Source organism: Pseudomonas sp. NPDC087803 (assembly GCF_044742995.1).
In the GTDB taxonomy this organism is placed as follows: domain Bacteria; phylum Pseudomonadota; class Gammaproteobacteria; order Pseudomonadales; family Pseudomonadaceae; genus Aquipseudomonas.
This window is the reverse complement of the sequence record NZ_JBIUVO010000007.1, coordinates 33,449-60,077: the sequence shown is the minus strand read 5'-3', so window position 1 is coordinate 60,077 and position 26,629 is coordinate 33,449. Positions and strand designations below refer to the sequence as shown.

Annotated in this window: 19 protein-coding genes; 3 read left to right on the top strand and 16 right to left on the bottom strand. The window is 57.2% G+C overall.

The annotated features are described in order from the left end of the window. Positions 1-207 precede the first annotated feature (207 nt). Positions 208-1,014 carry a glycosyltransferase family 2 protein gene (locus ACIOUG_RS07455; RefSeq protein WP_401063917.1) on the bottom strand — a complete coding sequence of 269 codons (807 nt, stop codon included), beginning with the start codon at positions 1,012-1,014 and terminating at the stop codon, positions 208-210. Between the two features lie 213 nt (positions 1,015-1,227). Here ACIOUG_RS07455 and ACIOUG_RS07450 point away from each other — a divergent pair, with 213 nt between their 5' ends. Then, positions 1,228-2,040, top strand: a complete 813-nt coding sequence (locus ACIOUG_RS07450) for a VanW family protein (protein ID WP_401063915.1) — start codon at positions 1,228-1,230, stop codon at positions 2,038-2,040. 38 nt (positions 2,041-2,078) lie between these two features. Here the strand turns inward: ACIOUG_RS07450 and ACIOUG_RS07445 are convergent, their stop codons facing one another. The 9 genes from ACIOUG_RS07445 to ACIOUG_RS07405 all read right to left on the bottom strand — a co-directional run bounded on the left by ACIOUG_RS07445 (position 2,079) and on the right by ACIOUG_RS07405 (position 16,177). Further along, on the bottom strand, positions 2,079-2,576 hold the full coding sequence (locus ACIOUG_RS07445) for a hypothetical protein (RefSeq protein WP_401063912.1): 498 nt from the start codon (positions 2,574-2,576) through the stop codon (positions 2,079-2,081). Positions 2,577-2,779: 203 nt separating this feature from the next. Continuing rightward, complete coding sequence (locus ACIOUG_RS07440) at positions 2,780-3,166, bottom strand: Imm50 family immunity protein (protein ID WP_401063909.1); 387 nt, start codon at positions 3,164-3,166, stop codon at positions 2,780-2,782. 1,117 nt (positions 3,167-4,283) lie between these two features. Continuing rightward, positions 4,284-4,571, bottom strand: a complete 288-nt coding sequence (locus ACIOUG_RS07435; RefSeq protein WP_401063906.1) for a barstar family protein — start codon at positions 4,569-4,571, stop codon at positions 4,284-4,286. Positions 4,572-4,577: 6 nt separating this feature from the next. Next, positions 4,578-7,199: an RHS repeat-associated core domain-containing protein gene (locus ACIOUG_RS07430; RefSeq protein ID WP_401063904.1), complete on the bottom strand. Its 2,622-nt coding sequence runs from the start codon at positions 7,197-7,199 to the stop codon at positions 4,578-4,580. 408 nt (positions 7,200-7,607) lie between these two features. Further along, complete coding sequence (locus ACIOUG_RS07425) at positions 7,608-7,907, bottom strand: DUF3349 domain-containing protein (protein ID WP_103367665.1); 300 nt, start codon at positions 7,905-7,907, stop codon at positions 7,608-7,610. A 3-nt stretch (positions 7,908-7,910) separates the two neighbouring features. Further along, positions 7,911-12,758, bottom strand: coding sequence for a DUF1308 domain-containing protein (locus ACIOUG_RS07420; RefSeq protein ID WP_401063901.1), 4,848 nt, complete (start codon positions 12,756-12,758; stop codon positions 7,911-7,913). Beyond that, a complete protein-coding gene (locus tag ACIOUG_RS07415) occupies positions 12,755-13,498 on the bottom strand; it encodes a DUF4123 domain-containing protein (protein ID WP_401063898.1) in 744 nt (247 codons plus the stop codon). The genes ACIOUG_RS07420 and ACIOUG_RS07415 overlap by 4 nt, the downstream gene beginning before the upstream one ends. After that, positions 13,488-15,530, bottom strand: coding sequence for a type VI secretion system tip protein TssI/VgrG (tssI, locus tag ACIOUG_RS07410; protein WP_401063895.1), 2,043 nt, complete (start codon positions 15,528-15,530; stop codon positions 13,488-13,490). Before tssI ends, ACIOUG_RS07415 begins: the two co-directional genes overlap by 11 nt. Before the next feature lie 131 nt (positions 15,531-15,661). After that, the gene (locus ACIOUG_RS07405; RefSeq protein ID WP_007919523.1) at positions 15,662-16,177 is read right to left on the bottom strand and encodes an Hcp family type VI secretion system effector; all 516 of its coding nucleotides are present in this window, start codon (positions 16,175-16,177) and stop codon (positions 15,662-15,664) included. 408 nt (positions 16,178-16,585) lie between these two features. On the opposite strand from ACIOUG_RS07405, the gene ACIOUG_RS07400 reads away from it, so the two are divergent. Then, positions 16,586-17,263: a type 1 glutamine amidotransferase domain-containing protein gene (locus ACIOUG_RS07400; protein WP_401063893.1), complete on the top strand. Its 678-nt coding sequence runs from the start codon at positions 16,586-16,588 to the stop codon at positions 17,261-17,263. 92 nt (positions 17,264-17,355) lie between these two features. On the opposite strand, the gene ACIOUG_RS07395 is transcribed toward ACIOUG_RS07400, so the two are convergent. From ACIOUG_RS07395 to ACIOUG_RS07370, 6 genes are all read right to left on the bottom strand, one after another. Further along, entirely contained in the window at positions 17,356-18,735 is a 1,380-nt protein-coding gene (locus tag ACIOUG_RS07395; RefSeq protein WP_401063890.1) for a VOC family protein, read from the bottom strand. Between the two features lie 88 nt (positions 18,736-18,823). Next, positions 18,824-20,044 carry a glycolate oxidase subunit GlcF gene (glcF, locus tag ACIOUG_RS07390; RefSeq protein WP_401063888.1) on the bottom strand — a complete coding sequence of 407 codons (1,221 nt, stop codon included), beginning with the start codon at positions 20,042-20,044 and terminating at the stop codon, positions 18,824-18,826. A 2-nt stretch (positions 20,045-20,046) separates the two neighbouring features. Then, positions 20,047-21,096: a glycolate oxidase subunit GlcE gene (glcE, locus tag ACIOUG_RS07385; RefSeq protein WP_401063885.1), complete on the bottom strand. Its 1,050-nt coding sequence runs from the start codon at positions 21,094-21,096 to the stop codon at positions 20,047-20,049. Beyond that, positions 21,096-22,595: a glycolate oxidase subunit GlcD gene (gene glcD, locus ACIOUG_RS07380; protein WP_401063882.1), complete on the bottom strand. Its 1,500-nt coding sequence runs from the start codon at positions 22,593-22,595 to the stop codon at positions 21,096-21,098. Before glcD ends, glcE begins: the two co-directional genes overlap by 1 nt. A 184-nt stretch (positions 22,596-22,779) precedes the next feature. Beyond that, on the bottom strand, positions 22,780-23,706 hold the full coding sequence (locus ACIOUG_RS07375) for an alpha/beta fold hydrolase (protein ID WP_401063880.1): 927 nt from the start codon (positions 23,704-23,706) through the stop codon (positions 22,780-22,782). 21 nt (positions 23,707-23,727) lie between these two features. Next, positions 23,728-25,179 carry a flavin-containing monooxygenase gene (locus ACIOUG_RS07370; protein ID WP_401063878.1) on the bottom strand — a complete coding sequence of 484 codons (1,452 nt, stop codon included), beginning with the start codon at positions 25,177-25,179 and terminating at the stop codon, positions 23,728-23,730. Positions 25,180-25,461: 282 nt separating this feature from the next. Here ACIOUG_RS07370 and ACIOUG_RS07365 point away from each other — a divergent pair, with 282 nt between their 5' ends. Beyond that, positions 25,462-26,535, top strand: coding sequence for a diguanylate cyclase (locus tag ACIOUG_RS07365; RefSeq protein WP_401063877.1), 1,074 nt, complete (start codon positions 25,462-25,464; stop codon positions 26,533-26,535). The last annotated feature ends 94 nt before the right edge of the window (positions 26,536-26,629 follow it).

Sequence of the window (26,629 nt, the reverse complement as noted above, 5' to 3'; positions counted from 1 at the left end):
TTTTCGTACATAAAATTTACCTTTATGTATGACGACATATGCGCCAACTTCTATTAAAATCCTTCCCGTTCGCCCAGTGTCAGGGCTCTTTACCGGTGCATGGATTGCCAGGCCATTACACTGGGCGAACACCTCCTCGGAGCGGATGTATACAATTTCAGATAAAAAAATGGCGACTTTGCAGTCGCCCTTTTTTTGTGTTCGCGATTATGCCGATGCCTGCCCCTCGAAGCGTTTGAGGGTGGCTTCATACATCTTGGTCCTGCGGTGGTTTTTGCCGTACGTGCCGGCAGCGGCGACGGTTCCTGCCTGGATGTGATCCAGATAGCGGAAAATCTTGCGTGGCGACAACAGCTTGATGCCATAGCCCAGAGCGACCATCCGATCCTGAAGGGTATAACCGGGCACCCGATCATCCATGCAAAAGTGCAGTCCGCGAGACTTCATCAACTTGGCGTTCCATAAGGTGCAGAAACTCTTGAGGTGAGTTTCCCGATAAGGTTTTGGTTCTTTACTGCGCAAACCTAATGAAGTTTTCGCCCGGCGAATATAGTGTTTGCAAAAGCGCGAAGTTAACCGCCAGGTGTCTCTGACAATCCCACGGTCGATTTGCTCGACACACCCGACTGCGGCGATATCCGCAGACGTTGTGCACTCACGCAACATCATCGCAAAGACTTCCTTGTCGTAGACAAAGGTGTCGGTGTGCAGCAGAAACAGATAGTCGGTTTCAACTTCTTCCAGCGCCATATCCAGCGCCTTGCCATGTGCAATATGTCCCGCTTCTTTGCCGGGGGAGGGGCGTTCGATCAGCTTGATCCAGTCCAGCGAGCGCAAGTAATCCAGACTGGCGTCGGCAGAATCATTGTCCACCACCCAAACCGGAATGCGCTGCGCCTGAACATGCTGACGCAACAACTCCAGGCACATCCGGGTGATGTCCGGGGTTTTGTAATTTACCAATACAAGACTGAAATTCGGCTGCGTAACGGCTGGTAAATCAAACTGGCTCATTCGGGAAGCTCATCCGCGGTTGATCGGCGACAGGTGTCTCTCGGGCCGGGATGCTAGCGACGCAAGCTTAGTTGAAGCTTAATTCGCCGTTCAGCAAGCAATTCCAAGTGTGTCGGGACACGATCTCGCGCACGACGCAAGCCGTCCCACAGGCTAAACTGCGCGCCCCTCAGATGCTTCAAGGAAGAAACGGCACCTGCCGTCGCCTCACGGATGAAACCACTTTCCCTCTACCACCCGGCCCTGTACTGGCTGCGCGTCTGGCAAAAAAGACTGTGCCGCCAGATCGCCTGGCGTTGCTCCAGCAAACGCTATTCGCGCCTTGTGGCCGGCGCTGACCGTCTGCCATTCCGCTACCTCAAACACACCTCGAAACTCATCCGCAAACTCGGCGACTCCGACCTCGCCCTGCAACACAACAAAGTCATCAACCTCAAACTCGCCGTCGCCGCCATCGACGGCCTCATCATCGCCCCCGGCGAACACTTCTCCTTCTGCCGCCTCGTCGGCCGCCCAACCCGCAAACGCGGCTACGTCGAAGGTATGGAACTGTCCTTCGGCGAAGCACGAAGGGGTGTCGGCGGCGGAATCTGCCAACTGAGCAACCTGATCCACTGGATGGCAATTCACTCACCGCTGGTCGTGGTCGAGCGCTCCAACCACAGCTTCGATCCATTCCCGGATGAGGGGCGGGTGCTGCCATTCGGCTCCGGAGCGGCGATTTTCTACAACTACGTTGACCTGGTACTGCACAACCCGACGGATCGGACTTTTCAGTTGAAGTTGAATGTGGGGGAAACGCAGCTGGAGGGGGAATTGTTGTGCGATCGGGTGCGGGAGTATCGGTATCACGTGTTTCAGGAAGGGCACCGGTTTGTGCGGGAGGGAGAGCGGGTGTATCGGGAGAATGAGATCTGGCGGGAAGTGCGGGAGAAGGGGCAGGTGGGGGAGTTGGTGGAGAGGGTTAGGTTGTATCGGAATCGGGTGGTGGTTAAGTATGAGGTGATGGACGAGTTGATCGGGTAGGGCGAAAAAATAGCTACGATGATATTGGCGCCCACTGATCAGTTTCTGAAATAGAGCTCCTCCAGTTGGCGTTTGCGTATGGATAGATACTCTTCCCATACCGTGGGGAAGTCTTCATCTTTGGTCAGCGGGAAGGTCAGATAGATGTTCCTTTCAACCACACTGATGTATTGCCTCGCACGCTTGAAGGCCGGTTGTTCGTAAACTGCCACGCTTTCGTCATAGGCGTCATGGTAGTGACGGATGCTCACTCGGTGCGGGGCGATCATGCACCGCGAGAAATCGATCACCCAGCAGCTGTCAACGGCTGTACTCAAATAACCGTAGACACCGTCGCTGGATAGACGAATGCACGAATTAGCCTGGGTGCCGTCGTCATCGTTGACCAAAATGATCTGGTCCGCGAAGTAACTGATATTTCTGCCGTCAGGTCCTTGCAGGAGCAAGCTCCAGCCTTCGGCTCCCATGCGGAACTCACCGTTGTTTTCGAAGGTGGCGGTCCAGTTATTGGTGAGTGTGATTTGATGTTTATTCATGGGTGCTCATGTAAACCGAAGGGCCGCAAAGTAATGGGTATAGTTTCTGCCTAGAACCAAGGAGCTCACGAGCCAGATTTATGAAAGCGTTTAGGTTGTGAGATAATCACATCTATGTAATAAGAAACTGTGATCTGTTCCCGACATCGTCGGTAGTGTCTGAATGCACTGATTTCTATAAAAGTGTCAGTGAGCGCATTGCGCTACACTGCGCCGTCATTATTGTATGCTGTAATATTGGCTATACTAATATTTTTTGCTTGGCATGTGACTGCACAGTTATTTTCAAATTTAATTGTGACTTTGTAGTCTGAGGATTTTCCTTCGATTGTTAAGGTGGTGGTGCCGCTGAAGTTGAAATTCTCTACATTAAAATTTTCTATGTCTACTATGTAGAGCTGAAACTCATACTCGTTGTAATTCTTTGCCAGCCACTTTTTAGGGGCTGCTTGCTCTATTTTGCTGGATAATTTTATGCATATAGAGTTTCCGTCCAGCATTACGTATGACGTACGCATGCTTGAGGGGGAATATGTTTCTCCGAAAATAGACGTCCACTGCTTTTTGTTCGATATTGATGATGTCCACATGTTAGGTTGCTCAAGATAATTTAGTGGTCTCTACCAGGTGCTTTGCCTGTATAAGGGTTTAAATTAGTCGTAGATTGAAATGGAACAAGAGTAACGTGTTTATTTTCAATCCTTTTTGAATCGCAAGGGGAGCAAGCCTGAAAGTAAATCTGCCCCATTTGTTTTTGAAAGTAAACAGGGTTTTTGTTCTGGGTGTTAATGTTGAAGGTTGTTTATTGTTTTGTAGAGTTCGGTGTGTTTGATTTTTCTGATTTCTAGATTTTCAAGTATTAATTTTATTTTGTTTGATTTTTCTGCTGGTGCAATAAGCTGTAAGGTTGAATGAGTGTCGCTTTCTAGGAATCGGACGATAAGTGTCTCTTTGTCAAACATCATAAAATTAAAAATGCTTTTTGAAGTGACGGCTTTGTCGTTGTCACTTAGTTGGTCGAAGAGCAGGTATGTGTCTGGGATGCTTTTTTTAGAATTAGAAAAGTATTTCTGTATTGTGTTAGTTAGTCTGGCTCGAATTTGTTTTCATGAGTGTTAGTCGGGTCTAAGTAAGAGTATATTTTTGTTTTTGCATTTTTTTGAGTATTCCATTGGTGGCTAGAGTCGATTCAATGTCCTTGCGTAGACGAATTTCTTGGATTTTTTGATCTTCCAACGAGTAGCCAACAGTCCGCCACTTTATTGTTGTAGGCCATTCCGGTGACAGAGAGTGGCTGATTTTTTCCAAGTTGACCATATGTCCTGCAAAGATGCCGAAACGAGTGTGAAACTCACAAAGTCAGCCGAAAGTTTGCACTCGGGTTGCTCGCATAATTTAATTCCTGAGTCGCAAGTATAAAATGTTTCATAATTATTCTTTTTTAAAGTGCGTAAGTGAGTTTTCACCCTCTTTTAGTAAACAAAAAGGACGAATCCATTTTTAATGCCTTTTGGGTCATCTATTAATAATAAGTCTGTCACCTTTGTGGCAGGTGCCCTCGACGCCAAAACGTGCCACTGTATTTAGTCATGCTAAATGAGTGGTTCAGGTTATCCTTTGTTGTTCGCCATTTATTCGGAAAAAAAGGCAGTTTATTTTTCAGCGATAAAAGACGAAACTGCCAATTTTTTTCATGGTTTGCTTTCTCTATTTCAGTTGGTAGCTGAATTTCTCCTCCAGTCCAAAGCTTTCATCTTGACTTTTTACTCGATCAAGAATGGTTAAGATTTTTTTATATGCATCACCCATTCGTTCTTCTGAATGTTTTGAGTTCGTCCAAATTAATTCAATTGGACGTTCTACGTCGGTGCTGAGCAGGTCCCACAGAGCATTGAGGTTGTTTCCATAATATTGTGTAACGGAAAAAGCAGATGCTATGCGCTTATGGAATTCTTGCTCGGATGAGATGGATAATCCATCAAACTCAATTATCATTTTGATTTACTTCCACTTTCCAATAGGGGTGACAGTTTCGTAGTGATCGCTAGTGATGTAAAGTAGTCCGTCATCTGAGTAGAGCAATCTGGTTCCAGGCTGATTGCTTCGAGACATCGTATTATTGAGACCGACGTCAGCTTCATACCAGGTTCGGCCAGGGGCTGATGGAAGTACGTTTGTATCATTATAGAAAACATCCCCGCCTAGCTGCCCACCAGGAACGCTATTGTTGACTGCTTTACCTTTTTTCCATCCGCTTTGTGTTGCCTGAGCTTTAGTAACGTAGTTTGGGGGAAGATCACCAGTGGCCCGCAAGCTTTCGACTAAGGGGTTAGCAGCCTCAGTCGTTCTAAGGTCACGTTTCATGGCTTCGTATTTGGCGGCGTTATGAGCAGAGTTGTCATAGGGTTCTGGCTCATCACACTCTTTACTTGCTAACCCCAACGGATCCACCCAACCCGTAGGGTTAGGCACGTACTGGTAGCTATTCAAACCACCCGCAAGCTTGATCGGATCCGGTGTCAAAAACCGTCCAGTCCCAGGATTGTAGTAGCGGTGCCGGTTGTAATGTAACCCTGTCTCGGCGTCGAAATACTGACCCTGGAAGCGCAGCGGATTATCGATCTCGCTGACGTCCAGCGCCGCGAGGTTACCGTAGGCGCGGTACTTGGCCGACCACATGATCTCGCCACTGTAGTCGGTGAGTTCCTGCGGTGTGCCCAGATGATCGAGTTGGTAGTAAAACGGCGTGGCTTTGCGCGGACCTTCGCCATCGAGCATCACCAGTGGACGGAAGCTGCCGGGCTCATAGATGTAGCTGCGGTAGCGGTTTTCGGCGCTTTCAGCGATCAGTCGTTCGCCTTGCCACAGAAACTCGGTGGTCTGGCCGTCAACGATTTTTTCGATGCGTCGGCCGAAAGCGTCGTATTTGTACGACGCGGTGCTGCCACTCGGCAGGCTGACGCCAATGAGACGGTGCTGGCAGTCGTAGCGGTATTCAGTGACGAGTTTCTGGCCGGTGCCGCGACGTTCGCGGATCAGGTTGCCATAGGCGTCATAGTCGTAATGACGGTCGCCCTGCATCAGCAGGCGGTTGCCTTTGACATTGGCGAGGTTGGCCGTGCCTTCGTTGTTCTGACCCAGCAGGTTACCCGCCGGGTCGTGGGCGAAGCTTTCCGGTGTGGCGCCACGCACGCTGATGAGCCGATCGAGTGGGTCGTAATGGTAGCTGCGATTGCCCTTGCGGCTGTCATCGATGCCGGCGAGGTTGCCGTTGGCGTCGTAGTTATAGCGACGCTGGAACAGGTTTTTATCACGCTGGCCGACAGTGTGGGCTTGCAGGCGGCCTTGTTCGTCGTATTGGTATTGGCTGAGCAGCAGGCCTTGCTGGCGCTGTTGTTCGCGACCGGCGCTGAACTGGTGAGCGGTCAGACGTGAGCCGTTGAGGTCGATGCTGCTCAGGCGTCCGCCGGACAGGTGACGGTAGTCGAGTTTGCTGCCATCCGGGAGGCGGCAGTGGCTAAGCTGGCCAACGCTGTCGTACTCGTAGCGCAGGGTGCCCCAGCCTTGGTGTTCTTCGATGAGGCGGTCTTGCAGGTCGTACTTGTAGGCGAGCGGCCAATGGCCGTCGTCGACGTTTACCAGACGACCGAGGGCGTCGTAGCTGTAGTGAATTTCTTCGCCATCGGCGAGGGTTTTTACCAGCAGACGGCCAGCGGTATCGCGCTGGTATTCGGTAACGAGTTCGCTGCCGTCATCGCCGAATTCGGTTTTCTTCAGCAACTGGCCGTCTAAGCCGGTTTCCTGTTGGATCAGGCCGTTCGAGTAGTAATCGAGATGGTAATGTTCGCCGCGCTCGTTTTCGATGTCGGTGAGCAACAGACGTGAGCTGTCGTAGCGGTAGCGCAGTTGGCTGCCGTCCGGATTGATGCGGCGGCTGACCAAGTGCAGGTTGTCGGCGTATTCGTAGCGGGTGATACGGCCGAACTCGTCGCGTTCGGCGGTGACCCGGCCATACGGGTTGTAGGTGAATGCGCGAGAGGCTCCGCCTGGCAGGGTGACTTGGGTCAGGCGATCGACGGCGTCCCATTGATATTGAGTAATCGCGCCGAATTCATCCTGACGGGTGATTTGCCGGCCAAGTGCGTCGTAGCGATACTTGCGTTGACCGCCGTCCGGCAGGCGCTCTTCGAGTAACTGGCCGAGGTTGTTCCAGCCGAGTTGATGGCGGCTGCCGTCGGGGTGGCGGATCTCCAGCAGGCGACCCTGGGCGTCGTAGCTGTACAGCGTGGCATTGCCGTCCGGGTCGATCTTGCTGATCAGTCGCGCCTGGTCGTCGTGGGTGTAGACCTCTTCGCTGCCATCGGCGTTGGTTACCGTTACGCTGCCTTTATCGTCCCAAGCGTAATGCGCTTCCATCTGCGAGAAGTTGGCCCAGTGACGGATGCAGCGAGACAGTTTGCCTTCGTTCTCCCACTCCCAGTAGAAGGCCGCGCCGCCTGCCAGTTGCCGCTCCAGAATCACGTGCTGATCGTTGTAGCGATAGCGCTCGGCTTCGCCGGCGGCGTTCTTCGCTTCGATCAGGCGATGCTGGGCGTCGTAGCTGTAGGTGACCAGCGTCTGCACGGTGTTCCAGGCGTCTTCAAGATTGTCCGCAGGCAGAAACTGCTGGTAGTCGACCGCGATGATGTGTTTGCGGTCGTAGCGCAGAAGCAGGGCACGACCTGCGCCATTGTCGAGACGTTTGATGCGACCGTGGATGTCGCGTGTAACGTGCAGTCGATTGCCATAGCTGTCGCTGATGGCGATCAGAGTGCGCCTTTGCTGTTAAAGCGGAAATGGTAGACGGATGAATTTTTGCTGTCTGGGGCCAGAACCAGAAAAGTGACAGATTTATTTTTGTAAGAAAAAACTGTCACCTACGCTCGGTTCTCTTTTGTTTGCGTGTCTGTGGCGCTGAGAAGCGAAAAAGAGACAAGAGGTTAGTTTTATCGTCATGGGTATATAAAATATACCTGTCAGTTCTCTTATTTCTTAATCATCTACACAGATGGAGTGAAAATTGAATGGTTCTAATTTTTTTCTGACAGAGTCTACTGCTTGTTCACTGGGTTTCTGTGTGCTGACAGATGCGTAGATGTCGTTTATGACTAAATCTGAATCGGTCTTGTTAATTTCTGAAATCAAGGAGGCTAGATTTCTATCAGAAAAATACTCATAAAGAAGAGTCAGTACAGGAAAGTAGTCTGGGGCGGATATACCTTCTGGGTAAGCCTGTTTCAACATGTGAAAAGCATCTAATAAGGACTCATCTAAATCACTTTTTGTCTTCACCTTTTACTCTCCTTTCAAAGGTACTGGGTCGTGAATGTGGACATCAAAATCAACGCCTTGACTGGATGCTCCTCGAACAAATTTGGCATCCGATGTCATTGTTTTAGCACCGATTTTATCTCCAGTACCAAAAATTATTTTATCGTTTTCGCCGACTTTTTTGGTTGTGGTTAACTTGATTGCCCTTTCGGAGGGGTCGTCTGGAATGATCTTCACTTTTTCCATGAAACGTTCAGCCCGAGCTTTTTCTTGGGGGCCAGCAATTTTACTTGTGATGTTTTTAAATTCTCCAGCAGCTGTTTCAGTCATAACCATCTGTTTGCCTTGGACTTCGGCTTTCAGACCATGCCTGATAGGCGAGTTCTGCGAGACAAAGGCGTTCGCCGTTCCTGTATCGATATTAATTGGTGTTGGCTGCCCTTCATCTACTTTCACCTTTTCCGGCGGACTTTCGACCTTTCCTGACGATTGGGATGTGCTTTTAAGGCACTCGTTATTCAGGCCCAAAGGATCCACCCACCCCGTAGGGTTAGGCACGTACTGGTAACTGTTCAGCCCACCTGCAAGCTTAATCGGATCAGGCGTCAAAAACCGTCCAGTGCCCGGATTGTAGTAGCGGTGCCGGTTGTAATGTAACCCTGTCTCTGCGTCGAAATACTGACCTTGGAACCGCAGTGGGTTATCGATTTCACTGACGTCCAGCGCTACCAGATTGCCGTACGCACGGTATTTCGCCGACCACATGATCTCACCGCTGTAGTCGGTGAGTTCTTGCGGTGTACCAAGGTGGTCGAGTTGGTAGTAAAACGGCGTGGCCTTGCGCGGGCCTTCACCATCGAGCATCGCCAGTGGGCGGAAGCTGCCAGGCTCATAGATGTAACTGCGGTAGCGGTTTTCTGCGTTTTCGGCGATCAGCCGCTCGCCTTGCCACAGGAATTCGGTGGTGTGACCGTCGACGGTTTTTTCGATGCGGCGGCCGAAGGCGTCGTACTTGTAACTCGCAGTACTGCCGCCCGGCAGGCTGACGCCGACGAGGCGGTGCTGGCAGTCGTAGCGGTACTCGGTGACGAGTTTCTGGCCTGTGCCGCGACGTTCACGGATCAGGTTACCGTAAGCGTCGTAGTCATAATGGCGGTCGCCTTGCATGAGCAGGCGGTTACCTTTGACGTTGGCGAGGTTTGCCGTGCCTTCGTTGTTCTGACCCAGTAGGTTACCCGCCGGGTCGTGGGCAAAACTTTCCGGGGTTGCACCGCGTACGCTGATCAAGCGATCCAGTGGATCGTAGTGATAGCTGCGGTTGCCTTTGCGGCTGTCGTCGACGCCGGCGAGGTTGCCGTTGGCGTCGTAGTTGTAACGACGCTGGAAGAGGTTTTTGTCACGCTGGTTGACGCTGTGTGCTTGTAGTCGGCCCTGTTCATCGTACTGATATTGGCTGAGCAGCAGGCCTTGCTGGCGTTGCTGCTCGCGACCGGCGCTGAACTGGTGAGAGGTCAGGCGAGAACCGTTGAGATCGATGCTGCTCAGACGTCCACCGGACAGGTGACGGTAATCGAGCATACTGCCATCGGGCAGGCGGCAGTGACTCAATTGACCGACGCTGTCGTATTCGTACCGGGTGGTGCCCCAGCCCTGGTGCTCGGTGATCAAGCGGTCCTGCACGTCATATTCGTAGGCAAGCGGCCAGTTACCGTCGTCGACGTTGACCAGGCGACCTAGGGCGTCGTAGCTGTAGTGGATTTCTTTGCCGTCGGGCAGGGTCTTTACCAGCAGGCGGCCTGCGGTGTCGCGCTGGTACTCGCTGACCAGTTCACTGCCGTCATCGCCGAACTCGGTTTTCTTTAGCAATTGACCGTTGAGGTCGTACTCATACGCCGTGCGGCGGCCGTCGAAGCCAGTTTCTTGCTGGATCAGGCCGTTGGCGTAGTAATCGAGGTGGTATTGCTCGCCGCGTTCGTTCTTGATTTCAGTGAGCAACAGACCTGCGTTGTCGTAGCGATAGCGCAGTTGGCTGCCGTCCGGGTTGATACGGCGGCTGACCAGATGCAGGTTGTCAGCGTATTCATAACGGGTGATGCGTCCGAGTTCATCGCGTTCGGCGGTTACGCGACCGTAAGGGTTGTAAGTAAAGGCGCGCGTGGCGCCTCCGGGCAGGGTGACTTGGGTCAGGCGATCAACAGCATCCCATTGGTAATGAGTGATGGCGCTGAATTCGTCTTGCCGGGTAATCAGCCGGCCCAAGGCGTCGTAGCGGTACTTGCGTTGGCCACCGTCCGGCAGACGTTCTTCGAGCAATTGACCGAGGTTGTTCCAACCTAATTGATGGCGGCTGCCATCGGGGTGACGAATTTGCAGCAGTCGGCCCTGACGGTCATAGCTGTACTGGGTTTCATTGCCGTGCGGATCAATTTGCTGGGTGATGTCGCCTTGTGGGTTGTAGTCGTACTGCCAGCGACCTTTGCCTCGTCTGACCTCGATCAGTTGGCCGTTGTAATAGTTGTAACGCGTAGGCTCGTCTTCTGGGGGAATCACGGCCAGCAACCGGCCAGCATTGTTGTACTGATACTCGGTGATGGCGCCCATTGGGTCTTTTACAGCGATCAAGCGGCCCTGGTCGTCGTAGGCTTTGTGAGTTTCTGCTCCATTCGGAGCGGTTTCGCTGATCAGACGTGCATTTTCGTCGTGTACATAAACCTGTTCACTGCCATCGCCGTTGTGAACTGTAACCGTGCCGTTATCGTCCCACTCATAGCGTGTTTCCAATGGCGAGTAGTTTGTCCAGTGCCGGACGCAACGGGACAGTTTGCCTTCGCGCTCCCATTCCCAGAAGAAGCTAGCACCGCCGGCCAGTTGCCGCTCAAGAATCACGTGCTGCTCGTTGTAGCGGTAGTGTTCGGTTTCGCCAGCGGCATTAGTCGCCGATACCAATTGATGTCGAGCGTTGTATTCGTATGAGACCAACGTCTGCAGGGTCAACCACGGGTCCTGACGTTTTCCGGAGTCGTCATATTCCGAGCGTTGTTGCTGTTGATCCACCGCAACGATATGGCGGTCGTCGTAGCGCAGCAGTAAAGCCCGGCCGGCGCCATTGTCGATGCGCTGAATGCGCCCGACCATGTCATAGGTGATGTGCACCTGGTTTTCATACGAATCACTGATGGTGGTCAGCCGGTTCGCACGGAAATGATAGAAACGCGGTTTCGCCCCGGCCTGCGTCAGAATCAATTCACCGGGTGCATCTCCCAGAAAAATCGCTGCTTGAGCGAGGCTATTCGTGATGGCCGGTCGTTGTTCGGTCGGTACTGGGAAGCGGGTCTGGCGGTTTTCGTTGTCTGTCCACAGCACACCGTCAACATCGATTTGCAGACTATGAGATAACGAGTGGCTCCAGCCGGGCCCCATGCGGCTATCGATTTCGACGGCGCTGCTGCGGTAGAGACGGGTCCACTCCAGCGGTAACAGGCCGCCCAGCTCACCGTCGGTGAGGGTGAGCAGTTCTTCACCGGTGACCATGGAAACGGGGTCACCGTTAGTGCAGGTTTTGTTGGCACACTGAGCGGGTTGATCAGCTTGGTTCTTGGACTGGGCGGGCGCGTTTTCAACCTTCTCCTGCTGCTCGAGGCGGGTTTCGTTCTGGGTTTTGTTTCGTGCGTGGATTTGCGCGTCGTTTTCGACTTTCCCTCCTGTCGTGGGAGAGGGGCGCTTCGGAGCGGTGGCTGTTTGTGCAGGCGTATGATCAGCGACAGTAGCCACTGCTTTTTTGCCTGAATTGGTGACACCGTTGCCGTGAAACCTCAATGAAGCGGCTGCATCCGCATGGGCTTTGGAGCGAATCCTGCTGATTTCGATGAGCTTGGCGGTGACTTTCTCAACCATGTTGATCGCTTTTTGCGCTTGTAACGTGCCCTTGACCGTTTTAGCTCCGGCGCGCAATGCAACGCCCAATCCACCTGTGAAAATGATCCCCAGCACGATATAGAGTATTTCCGACTTCAACCTCGCCAGCACTTCTGTGCGGGTCTGCGGCGGCAGCATCGACACCCACGTCCAAACGGCAGAGACATAAACCCACAGCAACGGCTCATCACTTGCGATCAGAAAACTGGTTCGAAGTGCTTCCGTGGAAGCGTTATAGATCTTCTTGATATTTTCGTCGGTGAAGAATTTTTTGAGCGTTTCATAGTTCTCGCGAGGGTGAGTCACCAGATGAAATAGCGATTTGATATCGCCCCAGATACCCATGACGAATTTCCAGAAACCATCCAATTCGGATTGCAACTGCTGCCAGAAGCGCCCAGCGATCGAAGCGTCGTTATGTTCTTTCCACAACGGCAGGCAAGTGGTTGTCCATTCTGAAGACAACCACTTGCTTAGATCGCCGATGACGTCGTCGTAGGATTTGAACAGTCGATCGTTGTCTGCGCTGGTCAGGCCAGGGAAAAAGCTAATCCGGTACAGCTGGCGAGGCTTCAGATCACTGACGACTTCAATTCCGGTTGCCCCGATGGTTTTGCGCACGACTTCCCCTGCCACAGGGTTGTTCTTCGCATCGACGGGAGTCAGGACTACTGGCGTGTTGCCAATCGGCACAAAACGCGCCGATTCGAAACTATGAATCAGCGTGAGTTTTCCATTCTCGGGACAGGTAGCGAAATACACGGCTTTGTTCTTGCTGTCCGCCGCGACGGGTTTTTTAACCTCGTCCCCAACTTGAAATTGCTGCTCCATTTCCAGGCCAGGAATGACGCGGGCAGTGGAACGGTAACTTTTCAGGCAATTCTTGAACTCGGCAATGAGCGTGTTGAAGTCAGGCTGTTTAGCGGTGACATGAGCGATCGTATCCAATGGGGTCATACCACCACCTCTTTTTCCAGATAGGCCTTCAACAGCCCGGTAAAATTTTCTTCCGTGAGTGGCGTGCGTTTTACGAACCGCGCCACTTTTTGTTTCAGGTTTGATTCGGGGAAGGAGAAATACAGATCAGCATGTTCTTCTTGCAGCCACTGCAACATATTGCCGATGACGGTCGACGGATTTTCCGCCGTCAACCCATCCAGCAAATCCTTCGGCACCTCCCACCACGGCCAATCCTTCACCTTCGGCAACACCCGCGTCCCAACCTCCAGCGTCTGCCCATTAATCAAATACCGCTCAAACACCGGCATTACTTCCCCAGCCTTCTCCCCAAGCCCCTTCAGAATCGGGTAGATATGCCGCCCATCCCAGAACCGGAAAAACACCTCGGTCCCGTCCGGCATCTTCACCTGAGTCAAGCTGCGCAGATGCTCGAACACATCGTTCGGTTCCGCGCGTGAGACCGCCAGCCAGCCCCAGTCGAGGGCGTCGGTTTCGGCGATCCACGGCAGGAATGCCGAGTTCGGTTTGAGTTCGGTGACGTAGGGCATTACCGGTTGCCAGGTGGAGTAGGGCGTGCCGCCCCAGATCGGCAGCAGTTGCGCGGTGGGTTCGGTCAGGTACAGGGTTTTCAGCGCGTCGGCATCGCTTGCTGCGCTGATGATCAGGTACAGGCGCTCGCCGGTTTGCAGCGGCTGTTGTGCCAGCCAGTCCTTGGGTGTCAGTCGATCAGATGGCACAGGCACCTGCCTTGCATTTTTCGCATTCTTCGCAGAACGGCGCGTTACGTTTGAGGGTGTTGATCTGGGCCGGGGTCAGGACCTGGCCGGCCTTGTCGGCGTCGGCTTGTTTCAGCACGCCGGGCATCAGCGGGGCGGCGCCGGTGCCGCTGCCGGGGCTGCCGCCGGAGTTGATGTTGATCACCGGGCCGCTCATGGTCACGCCGCCGGCGTCGATCTTGATGAAGCTGCCGCCGCCGACCAGGGTCAGCTCGGCGCCGGCTTCGAGCACCACTTTCATGCCGCTGCTGAGGTGGATTTCCTGACCGGCGTCGATGAACTGGCCGGTGCCGATCTTGATGTGCTGGTTGACGCCCACGGTCAGGTTGTCGTTGGCGCGGGCTTCGACTTTGCGGTCGGCGTAGACGGTGTGGTGTTCTTCGGCCTTGAATTCCGTGTAGCTGTTCTGCTCGACGGTGTCGTGGCGTTCGTTGCCGACGCGGATCTTCTGGTCGTGCTCGATGTTCTCGTCCCAGTCGCGCTGGGCGTGGAGGAAGATCTGCTCCTGACCTTTCTTGTCTTCGATGCGTAGTTCGTTGTAACCGCCGCCGCCCATCGAGCTCAGGGTCTTGAAGGTGCTACGGGTCTTGTTCGCCGGCAGATCGTACGGGACGGTGTTTTCCTTGTGGTACAGGCAGCCGCTGATCAGTGGTTGATCGGGGTCGCCTTCAAGGAAGGTCACCAGCACTTCCATACCGATGCGCGGGATGGCGATGCCGCCGTACTGGGCGCCGGCCCAGGCGCTGGAGACACGCAGCCAGCAACTGGTCTTGTCATCGGCCTGGCCTTCGCGGTCCCAGTGGAATTGCACTTTGACCCGACCGTACTGGTCGCAGTGGATCTCTTCACCTTTCGGGCCGGTGACCACGGCGCTCTGGCTGCCGAGGATGCGCGGTTTCGGGTGGCGCAGTGGTGGACGGTTCGGCACGTCCCACGGGGTCGCCTGGAAGCGGTTGCGATAGCCCTGATGGAAATCGTCTTTGAGTGCGGTGGTGTCGCTGGTCACCGATTCTTCCAGCACTTGCGGCTGTTTGCCTTCGTGCAGGACTTCGGTCAGCAGCCACAGGTCGTTCCACTTGGCCTTCGGGTGCTCGGTCAAGGCGAGGAAATGGCCGCTGACCAGCAGCGGCTGGTCGCTCTTGCCTTCGGCGAGCTGGAAGTCGCTGCGGTGGCGTTCGAGGGCACGTTTGGCCAGGTGTTTGCCGCGCTCGCGGTCGATGAAACGGCCTGGGTAGTCGTAGTCTTCGAGGTCGGGCAGGGCGTCGCCGCGGTTTTCGCTTTCCAGCGTCAGGCGCGGTTTTTCGAAATCGTAATCGCGGCGCGTGGTGCGGCTGGTGCGGGTTTCCAGGCGCAGGTCGAAACGCTTGATCACCGGGTCGCTGGCGACCATGCCGGAGTCTTGTTGGTAGGCCACAGGCTTGAGTTTCGGGAATACAGTCTGGTCATCGCCGAAGACGAGCCTGTGCGCTGTAGCGCTGTGCTGGAAGTGGTAGTGAATACCTTCTTCCTCGCACAGGCGCTGGATGAAATGCAGGTCCGATTCATCGTATTGCACGCAGTAGATGCGCTCGGGATAGATCGAACCGGTCTTGAATTCGTAGGCGTTGCTCTGGATGCCGTGCTCTTCGAGGACCATGCCGATGATTTTCGGCACCGTGAGGTTCTGGAAGATGCGTTGGTTGACGCGGTGCGCCAAGTACGACAATTGCGGGCGCAGGGTCACCGAATAACGGGTCAGGCGTTTGCCCGAGTCACCTTGCGCGGCGCGGTAGATCTGGCCGTGAATGCCGCTGCCATCGGGCGACAGCTGCAGGAAGGCCGGTTTGTGCAGCAGGGTTTCGAGGTCCAGCGACGGCTGCTCACTGACCAGCTCCACCTCGAACACAAAAGGCTGGCTGATGGCTTCCCGGCCGGTCAGGGTAAATACCTGAAAGTCGGCGGAGAGCCCTTCGATGGTCAGGGCAAAGTGGGTTTCATTGGCCGGCGCGAACATCCCTTGTTCCTCGTGCTGTACAGCGGCGCTCGTCGACAACCGCCAGGCGGTTCAACGCACGCGAAATTCTGGAGGGGCGTAAACAACATCGACCAGCAGGGCTGGTCGATGCTTGTAACGATCAGCCGTAATTAAACGACTGGAGCACGCCAGTCATCGGAACCCGAAGTACCGGATACTTCGTGGGTCCAGGTGATTTTGCGGTAGGTGAACTGCACTTCTTCCAGGTGGGTGAAGTGCGAGTTGCCTGGATCCTGGCAGTTGTGCATTTTGTTGTTGATGGCGACGATGATCGCGTCTTCCAGTTTGGTGGTGTAGTAGTGCTCTTGAGTACCTTGAGCCGAAGTACGGAACCACTGGATAACGATTTCGCTCATGCGCTCGCCGGAGGTCAGAGCGGCTTGCAGCAGAGGCGAAGCCTTGTCGTAGACCTTGGTGATCACAACTGGCTTGTGAACGCGCTGACCGGTTGGCTGACCGGATTGTGGGTCACGCGGGATGATCACGTCGTGGCTGAAAGCCTGAACCATAACCTGGTCTTCGTGGCCTTCCTGGTAGGTGTTGCCAACGGAGTCAGCGGTGAAAGCGCCTGCAGTGATCAGGCCTTGTTTTTCGCCGGTAACCGACATGTACGCTGGTGTTGCCATGGGGTGCTCTCCTTGCGGATAAATTTAGGGTGCCCGGGAGGCGGAATCGCCCGGTGGGTGCCTGACTGTTATCAAGGAGCGTGCCAGCTTTGCCGAAAGTCCCGGAAACCGGGGGTGAAACAGCTCTGGTCAGCGGTTTTGCCGATGTTTTGTGCTGAATCGAAGTGGAAAGTGCGCAACTTCTTGCGCAGTACTGCGCAAGAAGTTGCGCACTCGGCTGCAGGCCGCGTATCTCAAAGCCTGCAGCGCGATGTCCAGCACTTTTGGGCCGAACAAGTGCGCAAGAAGTTGCGCAGTAAGGCCATGGGCCAGCGTCGGGCGGTTGAAACGATCCGGCTTGCGCGACGGTCAATCACTCACGACCGCGCCAACGGCGTCCGCACCTTCCCCACAGCGAGTGAGAGCGACATGAAAATCCTGATGGTTTTAACGTCCCACGATCAACTGGGTGATACCGGCAAGAAAACCGGCTTTTGGCTGGAAGAGTTCGCCGCGCCCTATTACGTGTTCAAGGATGCCGGCGCACAACTGACGCTGGCCTCGCCCAAGGGCGGCCAGCCACCGCTGGACCCGAAGAGTGACGAGCCAGACGCGCAGACCGCCGCGACCGCGCGCTTTCGCAAGGACTCCGCCGCCCAGTCAGCACTGTCCTCCACGGCCAGGCTGGAAGCGGTGAAGGCTGCGGATTTCGATGCCGTGTTCTATCCCGGCGGCCACGGCCCGCTGTGGGATCTGGCCGAAGACCGCCATTCGATTGCGTTGATCGAAGCGTTTTACAACAGTGGCAAACCAGTTGCAGCGGTATGTCACGCGCCCGGTGTGCTGCGCCATGTCAAAGGTGCGGACGGTCAGCCGTTGGTCAACGGTAAGCAGGTGACCGGTTTCACCAACAGCGAAGAGGAGGCGGTAGGGCTGACCAACGTGGTGCCGTTTCTGGTGGAGGATGAGCTCAAGGCCAAGGGCGGGATTTTCTCCAAGGGCGCCGATTGGTCGAGCTATACCCGTGAAGACGGGTTGCTGCTGACGGGGCAGAATCCGGCGTCGTCCGAGGAGACGGCGTTCGCGCTGTTGTCGCGGTTGCGCTAGAAGAAAAGCAAAAGATCGCAGCCTGCGGCAGCTCCTACATGGAAATATGTTCCATCTGTAGGAGCTGCCGCAGGCTGCGATCTTTTAATCTTTCAGCGCGAAAGAGTTGCCAGACACTCCTCAATCGAACGCCGCTGCGTCTCGGCATACAACCCCAGCTCATCAATCGTCGCGCGGCCCAAGGCCTGTTCAAACGCCTGGCGGTTGGAGTGTTCGCCATAGTGCGTCTGCGCAGCATCCCCAAGATTCGACTGAAAAATCCCCGCCGCACTCACCGGCAGGAAATCTTCGTACACCAACGGTTCAGCTTTCACATGGCCATCGCGGAGCAAATCTTCCAGCGATGCCGACTTGAGGCTACCCGCCGCCAAGCCTTTTTCCGTAGGGAAATAGCGAAAGTACGCCAGCCCCTGTTCACGCATGCCATCGACGCTGTCAGGAAATTCGCCAAAGTGCTGAGTCATCAGCGCGTTGTAGTGTGCGGCGTTGCCTTCGTTGGGGAAATCGCCGAGTTCATCACGCGCGGCATTCAGCAAACGGTCGTACAGCGCCCGGCCTTTGGGGGTCAGCGCCGCACCGCGTTGTTCGATCTCGCCGAAACGCGCGCTGTGGTTGCCGTGGGTATCAGTCTGATCGGAGAAGGCAATCGGTTCGTCGAGCGCCTTGAAACTGGTCTGACGCAGGAGGATCGGACATTGCCGGCGCGGCGGGCCTTCGATCACCGCTTTCGGGGTGATGCCATGCAGCGGCATTTGTGCCTGAACCCTGTCGATGTCCAGAGTGCGCGGGGTCAGGTGATTGATGTGCGGGCCCTTAAACGCGACCACATCGGCGATCAAACGGTGCTGGGCGCTAAGAGTCTGGTACTGCGCGGCGGTGACGGTTGCGCTGTGATGCCAGCGAAAGGTCTCCAGTGCCTGTAGGACGAATTGCGCCGCGTCATCCTCATTCAGCCCACCAGCTGACTCAGCCTGCTCGATCAGGCGCAATGCCGTAGGGGTAAAGATCGAACGCCGGTTCAACACCGATTCGGCGAAAGCGCGCAGCTCGGGATCCTCGATCAGTTCCAGGCGCAACAACGAGGTGAACACCCGAAACGGACTGACCTGCAGCGCCGTTTCATGCACCGCGCGAAACGCCGTGGAGTGCACCGGCACACCCGCCGGGGTCAGGTCGTAATAACCCACCGGTTGCATGCCCATCACCGCGAACAGGCGCGCAAGGGTTGCCAGCTCTTTGGCCGTACCGACGCGGATGGCACCGTGGCGCTCCATGTCCAGCCGCTCGATTTCGCCGGTGCTTTCGAGCTGCCGTGCGATGTCCGGCTGAGCCGCGAGCACTTCGCGATTGGTCTGTTCCACCAGTTCCATCAGCGCGCCGTACAACGGCACTTCTTCGCGGTACATGTCGGACATCGCTTTGGAGAAGCGTTGGCGGATCAAGTCAGGGCTGACGAAAGGCTGCACGGTCATGAAAAAAATTCCTGCCACGGTCACGTAAAGGATGGAGGAAAAGATCGCAGCCTTCGCGGACGGCGGCAAACGAAGAATCCTACGAACTTCATTCTGCCAACGACTGATCCACCAGTTCGATCCAGTGCAAAACCTGCGTTCGCCCAGCGCCGGCCAGATGATTCTGGCAGCCGATGTTGGAGGTGACGATCAGGTCCGGGCGATCGCTCTCCAAGGCGTTGAGGCGGTTGTCGCGCAGTTGTCGGGCAAGGGTCGGTTGCGTCAGCGAATAGGTACCGGCCGAACCACAGCACAAATGCCCGTCCGGCACCGCCGTGAGGTTGAAGCCCAGCCGGGCCAGCAGCGCTTCCACCGCGCCGCCGAGTTTCAGCGCATGTTGCAGGGTGCAGGGGCAATGCACGGCGATTCGGCGTTGGGCGGCGGTACAGATTTTTTCCAGTGGTTCTTGCGCGAGCACCTGCACCAGATCCAGCGTTCGTTCGCTGATCTGCCGCGCCTTGTCGGCGTAGCGCGGATCCTGCGCCAGCAGATGCCCGTAATCCTTGATGAACGCGCCGCAACCGCTGGCCGTCTGCACGATCGCCTCGGCACCGTTTTCCAGATACGGCCACCAGGCGTCGATGTTCTGCCGTGCGCGGTCGAGGCCTTTGGCCTGGGCGTCGAGGTGATAGTCCAGCGCGCCACAGCAACCGGCCTCGGCCACCGGAGTGACGCTGATGCCCAGCCGATCAAGCACCCGCGCCGTCGCATCGTTGGTGTTCGGCGACAGGCCCGGTTGCACACAGCCTTCGAGCAGCAGCACCCGTCGTGCATGGCGCGGAGCCGGGCGCGTGCCGGACACTGGCGAGCGCTGCGGCAACTTGCTTTCGAACAGGCGCGGCAGCAACGGGCGGAATGTCGTGCCGACCCGCAGCAAACCCTTGAACACTCTGGGATTCGGCGCCAGTGCGCGCAAGCCCTCGCGCAACAAGCGCTGGGCAGCGGGGCGTGGCACCGCTTGATCGACCACCGCCCGGCCGATATCCAGCAGGTTGTGATAATCGACCCCGGAAGGGCAGGTGGTTTCGCAATTGCGGCAGGACAGGCAGCGATCCAGATGCAGTTGCGTCTGCGCGGTAGCGGGTGCGCCTTCGAGCACTTGCTTGATCAGATAGATGCGCCCGCGCGGCCCGTCGAGTTCATCACCGAGCAATTGATAAGTCGGGCAGGTAGCGTTGCAAAAGCCACAGTGCACGCAGGTGCGGAGAATTTTTTCCGCCTCGGCGGCACGCGGCAGACGTCGGGATTGTTCGCTGAGGGTAGTTTGCATGGCTAGAACTCCGCGTACATCCGGCCGGGGTTGAACAGCCCTTGCGGGTCGAGTTGCGCCTTGAGTTGCCGGTGATAACGCATGAGCGCCGGGGCTAGCGGTTGAAACGGTGTGTCGCTGGCGCCATGGGTAAAGCAGGTGGCGTGCCCGCCGATTTCCTGGGCGAGGATTTGAATGTGCTCATGATCGGATTTCAGCCAGCGTTGCGCGCCAGCCCAGTCGATCAGTTGCTGGCCGGGCAAATCCTGCGGCCCGAGATTGTTCGGCAGCGACAGGCGCCACAGCGGCAGGCCTTCGTCGAAAAAGCTCAGGCGTTGCTCGTTCAAGTCGCGCCAGAACGTCGAGTCCAGCGGTTCGCCGCCGAGTCGTTGGTGAGCGGCGGTGACCGAGCCTTCGCCGCCTTCAAGGCGCAGATAGAGGCTTTGCCCGTCATGGCAGGCACCGCTGATCGGCAACGGCTGCTGGCCCCACTCGGCCAGTCTGGTCAGCGCCCGCGCGCAATCGATATCGAGGCGGATGCTCAGGCATCGACGTGGTTTCGGCAGGACTTTCAGCGAGACCTCAGTCAGCACGCCAAGGCAGCCGAAACTGCCGGTCAACAGCCGTGAAAGGTCGTAGCCGGCGACGTTTTTCATCACCTCGCCACCGAACCGCAGGTGTTGACCAAGGCCGGTGATGACCCGGGTGCCGAGGACGAAATCGCGCACCGAACCTGACCATGGCCGCCGTGGCCCGGACAGTCCGCTGACGATCATCCCGCCCACCGTGGCGCTGTCGCCGAAGACCGGCGGCTCGCAGGGCAGCATCTGCCCGGCCGCGTCGAGCGCCGCCAGCAACTCGCGCAACGGTGTGCCGGCGCGCACGCTGACCACCAGTTCGGTCGGTTCATAGCGCACGATGCCGCGATGCGCGCGGACATCGAGCACTTCACCGGCCACCTCGCGGCCGAGAAACGCCTTGCTGTTGCCGCCCTGAATTTTCAACGGCGTGGCGTTGGCCCGGGCCTCGTTGACCTGATCGAGCAGCGCGCCGCTGGCGTCGACGTCAGCCATCAGAAGCGCTCCAGTTCGGGGAACGGCAGTTGCCCGGCGTGAATGTGCATCGCACCGAATTCGGCGCAGCGATGCAGGGTCGGGATGTTCTTGCCGGGATTCAACAAGCCTTGCGGGTCGAACGCGGCTTTTACCGCGTGGAACAGGCTCAGTTCAGCGCTGTTGAACTGCGCGCACATCTGATTGATTTTCTCGCGGCCGACGCCGTGCTCACCGGTGATGCTGCCGCCGACCTGCACGCACAACTCCAGAATCTTCCCGCCCAGCGCTTCGGCCCGCTGCAGTTCGCCGGGCTGGTTGGCGTCGAACAGGATCAGCGGGTGCATGTTGCCGTCGCCGGCATGGAACACGTTGGCCACGCGCAAGCCGTACTCGGCGCCGAGGCGGGCGATGCCTCGCAGCACGCCGGGCAGTTCGCGGCGCGGGATGGTGCCGTCCATGCAGTAGTAGTCCGGCGACAAGCGGCCGATGGCCGGAAAGGCGTTTTTGCGCCCGGCCCAGAAGCGCACGCGCTCGGCTTCATCGCGGGCCTGACGCACTTCGCTGGCGCCGGCCTGGAGCATGACCTCGCGCACCCGCAGGCAATCGTCGTGGACATCGGCTTCGACGCCATCCAGTTCGCACAACAGGATTGCCTCGGCATCGACCGGGTAACCGGCGTGGATGAAGTCTTCGGCGGCGCAGATCGCCAGGTTATCCATCATCTCCAGGCCACCGGGAATGATCCCTGCGGCGATGATCTCGGCCACCGCGCGACCAGCCTTTTCGACCGAGTCGAAACTGGCCAGCAGCACTTTCGCGACCTGTGGTTTGGGCAGCAGTTTGACCGTGACTTCAGTGATGATCCCCAGCAAACCTTCGGAGCCGGTGAACAGCGCCAGCAAATCGAAACCCGGCGCATCGAGGGCGTCGCTGCCCAACGTCAGGCGTTCGCCTTCGATGCTCAGCACTTCGATTTTCAGCAGGTTGTGCACGGTCAGTCCGTACTTCAGGCAATGCACGCCACCGGCGTTTTCCGCGACGTTGCCGCCGATCGAGCAGGCAATCTGCGACGACGGGTCCGGCGCGTAATACAGGCCGAACGGCGCGGCTGCCTGGGAGATCGCCAGATTGCGCACGCCGGGCTGAACCCGTGCGGTACGAGCCGCCGGGTCGATGTGCAGGATGTTGTTGAACCGCGCCATCACCAGCAACAGACCTTTTTCCAGCGGCAGCGCACCGCCCGACAACCCGGTGCCGGCACCCCGGGCAACCACCGGCACATTGTGTTGATGGCAGAGTTTGAGCAAGGTCTGCACCTGATCGAGACGCCGGGGCAGGGCGACCAGCATTGGCGTGGTGCGGTAGGCGGAGAGGCCGTCGCATTCGTAAGGTTTGAGTTCGTCTTCGCGCCAGAGAATGTCGAGATCCGGCAGGGCTTGTTGCAGGGTCTTGAGCAGTTGCGCCTTGTTCACCTCCGGTAGCGGGCCGTCGAGGCGTTCGTCGTAGAGAATGTTCATTTCGATCTTCCGAATCTTTGTCGCCAAAAGGGCTTTTTGTGGCGAGGGAGCTTGCTCCCGCTGGGCTGCGCAGCAGACCTGACATCGATACCGTGGCGAGGCAGGCAAGTCGCATTCGCTGGATCAGGGCCGCTTCGCGCCCCAGCGGGAGCAAGCTCCCTCGCCACAAGGACTGCTGTGGGTTTCATCGCTGGTTTCCCAGAAACTCCCGATACAACCGCGCGGTGTTCCCCGGTTGTTCGACCATCGGCATGTGCCCGACGCCGTCCCACACCTCGACCCGCAGATTGGCGATGCCCTTGCTCCAGATCGGCACGCTGCTGACGTCGATCAAACGATCCTTGCGCCCCCACAGCAGCAGCGCCGGGCATTTGATCTCGGCCAGTTTCGGCTCCATCGGCGGGCTGGAGCGGAAATCGCGGAAGATCTCTTCCAGTTCATCACGCTGACGTTCGTATCGCTGGGCGATGGCGTCCAGCACCAGCCCGGGCACCCACGGTGGCGAGGCCATGGTCATTGCGTAAAACTGGCGGAACTCTTCCCGCGAATTGATCAGAAACGGGTTATGCCCACGGGCCAGATGGCGCTCCATGTCACTGGCTTGCGGTGCAGTAACGCCGGCCGGGTCGATCAGTGCCACCGAGGCGATCCGCTCCGGGTAAGTCGCGGCCAGCCATGCCGCGATGTAGCCGCCCATCGAGTTGCCGATCACGTGGACTTTCTCCACGCCGCAGACGTCGAGCAGCTGAATCATGCGCTTGGCCTGCAGCGCAATGTTGTAGCCGCCACCGGCCTTGAACCCGGTTTCACCGTGGCCGGCGATATCCGGGATGATCACCCGGTACTGGCGGACAAAGTGCCTGGCGAAGCGCAGCCACAGATTTTTCTCGGCGCTGTAACCGTGCAGCATCAGGATCGCGCTGGCCGCTTCATAAGGGCCGCCCTGCCAGGTCGAGACGGTCATTTCGGCAATCGGCACCTCGATTTTGTGCAACTTGTACAACTTGGCCTCGAGCGCCGTGCTCAGGTCATACAGCCAATGCCCGACCGCCGGGTAACTCAACCAGCTCCAGGCCACGAAAACCGCGAGAGCGACAAACAGCACAAGCATCGACGTCTTCCTTTTACGTGTTCAAGACAGAATGTGGTCAGCCGGTTTCAGCGCCCGGGTCAATCGGTAGTAGCTGAAACTGAAGCCCGGAAATATCGCGATCACATGACCGCTCTTGCTCTGATACCAACTGTGACAGCCGCCGGACTTCCATACCGTGCGCTCCATCTCCCGGTGGATCATTGCAGTGTAGGTACGTTCCGCCTCGGGGCGCACTTCGATGCTGCGCAGGTCTTTGGCTTGCAGGGTGTGGATGCAGTCGAGGATGTAGTTCATCTGCGCTTCGATGATGAACAGCGCCGAGGTATGCCCGATGCCGGTGTTGGGCCCGGTGACGATAAACAGGTTGGGAAAGTCCGGCAGGCTGGTGCCCAGATAGGCGCGCGGATACTCGCTCCAGACATCCTTGAGCTGCACGCCGTGCTTGCCGGTCACCGGGTAGGAGACCACGCCGTCGGTGGCGTCATAGCCGGTCGACCAGACAATCAGGTCAACGTCGATGTGTTGGCCGTCCTGAGTGACGATGCCGGTTTCTTCGAGCGCGGCGATGCCCTGTTCGCGGCTGTGCAGCGTGACGTTGGGCCGGGTCAGCGCCGGGTAATAGGTGCTGGAAAGCAGGATGCGCTTGCAACCGATGGTGAAGTCCGGGGTGAGTTTTGCGCGCAATACTGGATCCGGCACCTGTTGCTTGAGAAAACGCAGGGCCTGGCGCTGGACCAAATGAATCGCCGGTCTGGAATATTTGAAGGCGATGACCCGCGTTTCGAATTGCCAGTAAAGCAGCCAGCGCAGCAGCTTGTAGGCCGGTTTCACGCCCAGCAGCCAGCGCTGGAAAGGCCCGAACGTGCGATCAGCGCGCGGCAGCACCCAATGCGGCGTGCGCTGAAACACGTGCAACTGCGCGACCTTAGGGGCAATCGCCGGAATCACCTGTGCGGCACTGGCGCCGCTGCCGACGATGGCCACACGTTTACCGCGGTAGTCGTAGCCGTGATCCCAATTGTTGGTATGAAAAGTCTTGCCCTGAAAGCGATTCAGGCCGGGGAAGGGCGGGATCACCGGTTGGCTCAACGGCCCGGAGGCGTTGATCACGAACTGCGCGTAGAAAATTCCTTTGCTGGTGTGCACCGCCCAGCGCTTTTCGGCGTCATCCCATTCGATGCGTTCGACGTTGGTTTGCAGCTCCACGCGCTCGCGCAGGCCGAAGCGCTCGATGACGTGCTCGGTGTAGCGATGCAGTTCGGCCTGGGCGGCGAACATCTGCGTCCAGCGGTACGGCGCGAAGGACAGCGAGTACAGCGGCGATGGCACATCCACCGCCGCGCCGGGGTAGGTGTTCTGGCACCAGGTGCCGCCGAAGAAGTCCCTTCTTTCCAGCAGGCGAAAATCGTCGATTCCGGCCTTGAGCAAGTTGACCGCTGCACATTGGCCGCCAAAACCGCTGCCGATGATCAACACTCGGTAGGTCTGCATGGGCCTCCTTCTTATAGTTGTTTTTCCGTTTTCGTCCTTTCAGGTATAGCTAAAAATTTGCCGGGTGGGAGCGGGTTTGCTCCGGCTGCGTTCCGACGAAAGCGGAGTGTCAGACACAGGGATGTTTACTGGACGACCGCTTTCGCGAGCAAGCCCGCTCCCACAGTGGGATAAGTGCAGGCGGGTGGCTGGCCGGCGATGGCTATTTAACGGCTGCCTGTTAGACTTCCTGCACATCGGTCTGACGGTGTGTGCAGGTTCCGTTGAGTGGTCGAGGCCCTTATGCGAAACAAGGGGGGAAAGGGACTTTCATTGGCCAGGAGGCTTTATACATCGCGAACCCTCGGGCTGGTGCTGGGGCTTTTGTGTGTGAGCGCGGCGATGTACCCGCTCGTCCCGCCGCTGTGGGTCTGGGCGCTGATGCTGTTCAACGGCCTGCTCTGGCCGCATCTGGCGTTTCAATGGGCTCGTCGCTCCCGCGTTCCTTACCACGCTGAACATCGCAATCTGCTGGTCGACGCATTTATGGGCGGCTTTTGGGTCGCCGCCATGCAGTTCAATCCGCTGCCCAGTGCCACCACCATTTCAATGATGGCGATGAATAACGTCGCCATCGGCGGTTTGCGTTTTCTCGCCGCCGGCATGGCGGCGCAGATCCTCGGGGTCGGCGTCGGCCTGGTGGTTTTCGCTCCGGCGTTTATTCCGCCAACCTCGCCCTTGCAGTTGTATGCGTGCCTGCCGTTGCTGATGCTGTACCCGCTGGCGCTGGGCTGGATCTGCTTTCGTCAGGCCTACACGCTGGGCCTGCACAAACGTGAACTACTGGCCCTGAGCCGCACCGACAGCCTTACCGGGCTGCTCAATCACGGCGCCTGGAAGGATCAACTGGAAATTGCCTTTCAACATTGCCTTCGGCAGAAGCAGGGCGCGGCGATTGCCTTGATCGACATCGACCACTTCAAGGCGATCAACGATACCTACGGTCACGTCGCAGGTGACATCGTGCTGCGCCAGTTGAGCAAAATGCTCAAACAGAACCTGCGCGCGGCGGACGTCGCCGGGCGTTACGGTGGCGACGAGTTCTGCGTGATCCTGCCAGACCTGCCGCTGTTCAATGCCGCGCAGGCGATGGAAGCCTTGCGCGAACGGTTCGCCACTTTAGGTTACGAGCAGAACCCGGCGCTCAAGGTCAGCCTGAGCATCGGTCTGGCGGCCTATGATCCGGCGCATGGCGACGCAACCCGTTGGCTCAATGATGCGGATCAGGCGCTGTATGAGGCCAAGGCGAGCGGGCGCAATCGGGTGATCTGCAACAGTGACGATCTGCCGAAGCAGGAACTGCTCGATTCGGTCTGATCTATCACCGCCGTCCCCTGTGGGAGCGGGCTTGCTCGCGAAGGCGTTCGGTCAGTGGCATTGATGTCGGCTGACACTCCGCCATCGCCAGCAG

Excerpts from the sequence above, each read along its gene's own strand:
- ACIOUG_RS07455 (WP_401063917.1), bottom strand. The coding sequence starts at position 1,014 with ATGAGCCAGTTTGATTTACCAGCCGTTACGCAGCCGAATTTCAGTCTT.
- ACIOUG_RS07450 (WP_401063915.1), top strand. The coding sequence starts at position 1,228 with ATGAAACCACTTTCCCTCTACCACCCGGCCCTGTACTGGCTGCGCGTC.
- ACIOUG_RS07445 (WP_401063912.1), bottom strand. The coding sequence starts at position 2,576 with ATGAATAAACATCAAATCACACTCACCAATAACTGGACCGCCACCTTC.
- ACIOUG_RS07440 (WP_401063909.1), bottom strand. The coding sequence starts at position 3,166 with ATGTGGACATCATCAATATCGAACAAAAAGCAGTGGACGTCTATTTTC.
- ACIOUG_RS07435 (WP_401063906.1), bottom strand. The coding sequence starts at position 4,571 with ATGATAATTGAGTTTGATGGATTATCCATCTCATCCGAGCAAGAATTC.
- ACIOUG_RS07420 (WP_401063901.1), bottom strand. The coding sequence starts at position 12,758 with ATGACCCCATTGGATACGATCGCTCATGTCACCGCTAAACAGCCTGAC.
- tssI (WP_401063895.1), bottom strand. The coding sequence starts at position 15,530 with ATGTTCGCGCCGGCCAATGAAACCCACTTTGCCCTGACCATCGAAGGG.
- ACIOUG_RS07405 (WP_007919523.1), bottom strand. The coding sequence starts at position 16,177 with ATGGCAACACCAGCGTACATGTCGGTTACCGGCGAAAAACAAGGCCTG.
- ACIOUG_RS07400 (WP_401063893.1), top strand. The coding sequence starts at position 16,586 with ATGAAAATCCTGATGGTTTTAACGTCCCACGATCAACTGGGTGATACC.
- ACIOUG_RS07395 (WP_401063890.1), bottom strand. The coding sequence starts at position 18,735 with ATGACCGTGCAGCCTTTCGTCAGCCCTGACTTGATCCGCCAACGCTTC.
- glcF (WP_401063888.1), bottom strand. The coding sequence starts at position 20,044 with ATGCAAACTACCCTCAGCGAACAATCCCGACGTCTGCCGCGTGCCGCC.
- glcE (WP_401063885.1), bottom strand. The coding sequence starts at position 21,096 with ATGGCTGACGTCGACGCCAGCGGCGCGCTGCTCGATCAGGTCAACGAG.
- glcD (WP_401063882.1), bottom strand. The coding sequence starts at position 22,595 with ATGAACATTCTCTACGACGAACGCCTCGACGGCCCGCTACCGGAGGTG.
- ACIOUG_RS07375 (WP_401063880.1), bottom strand. The coding sequence starts at position 23,706 with ATGCTTGTGCTGTTTGTCGCTCTCGCGGTTTTCGTGGCCTGGAGCTGG.
- ACIOUG_RS07370 (WP_401063878.1), bottom strand. The coding sequence starts at position 25,179 with ATGCAGACCTACCGAGTGTTGATCATCGGCAGCGGTTTTGGCGGCCAA.
- ACIOUG_RS07365 (WP_401063877.1), top strand. The coding sequence starts at position 25,462 with ATGCGAAACAAGGGGGGAAAGGGACTTTCATTGGCCAGGAGGCTTTAT.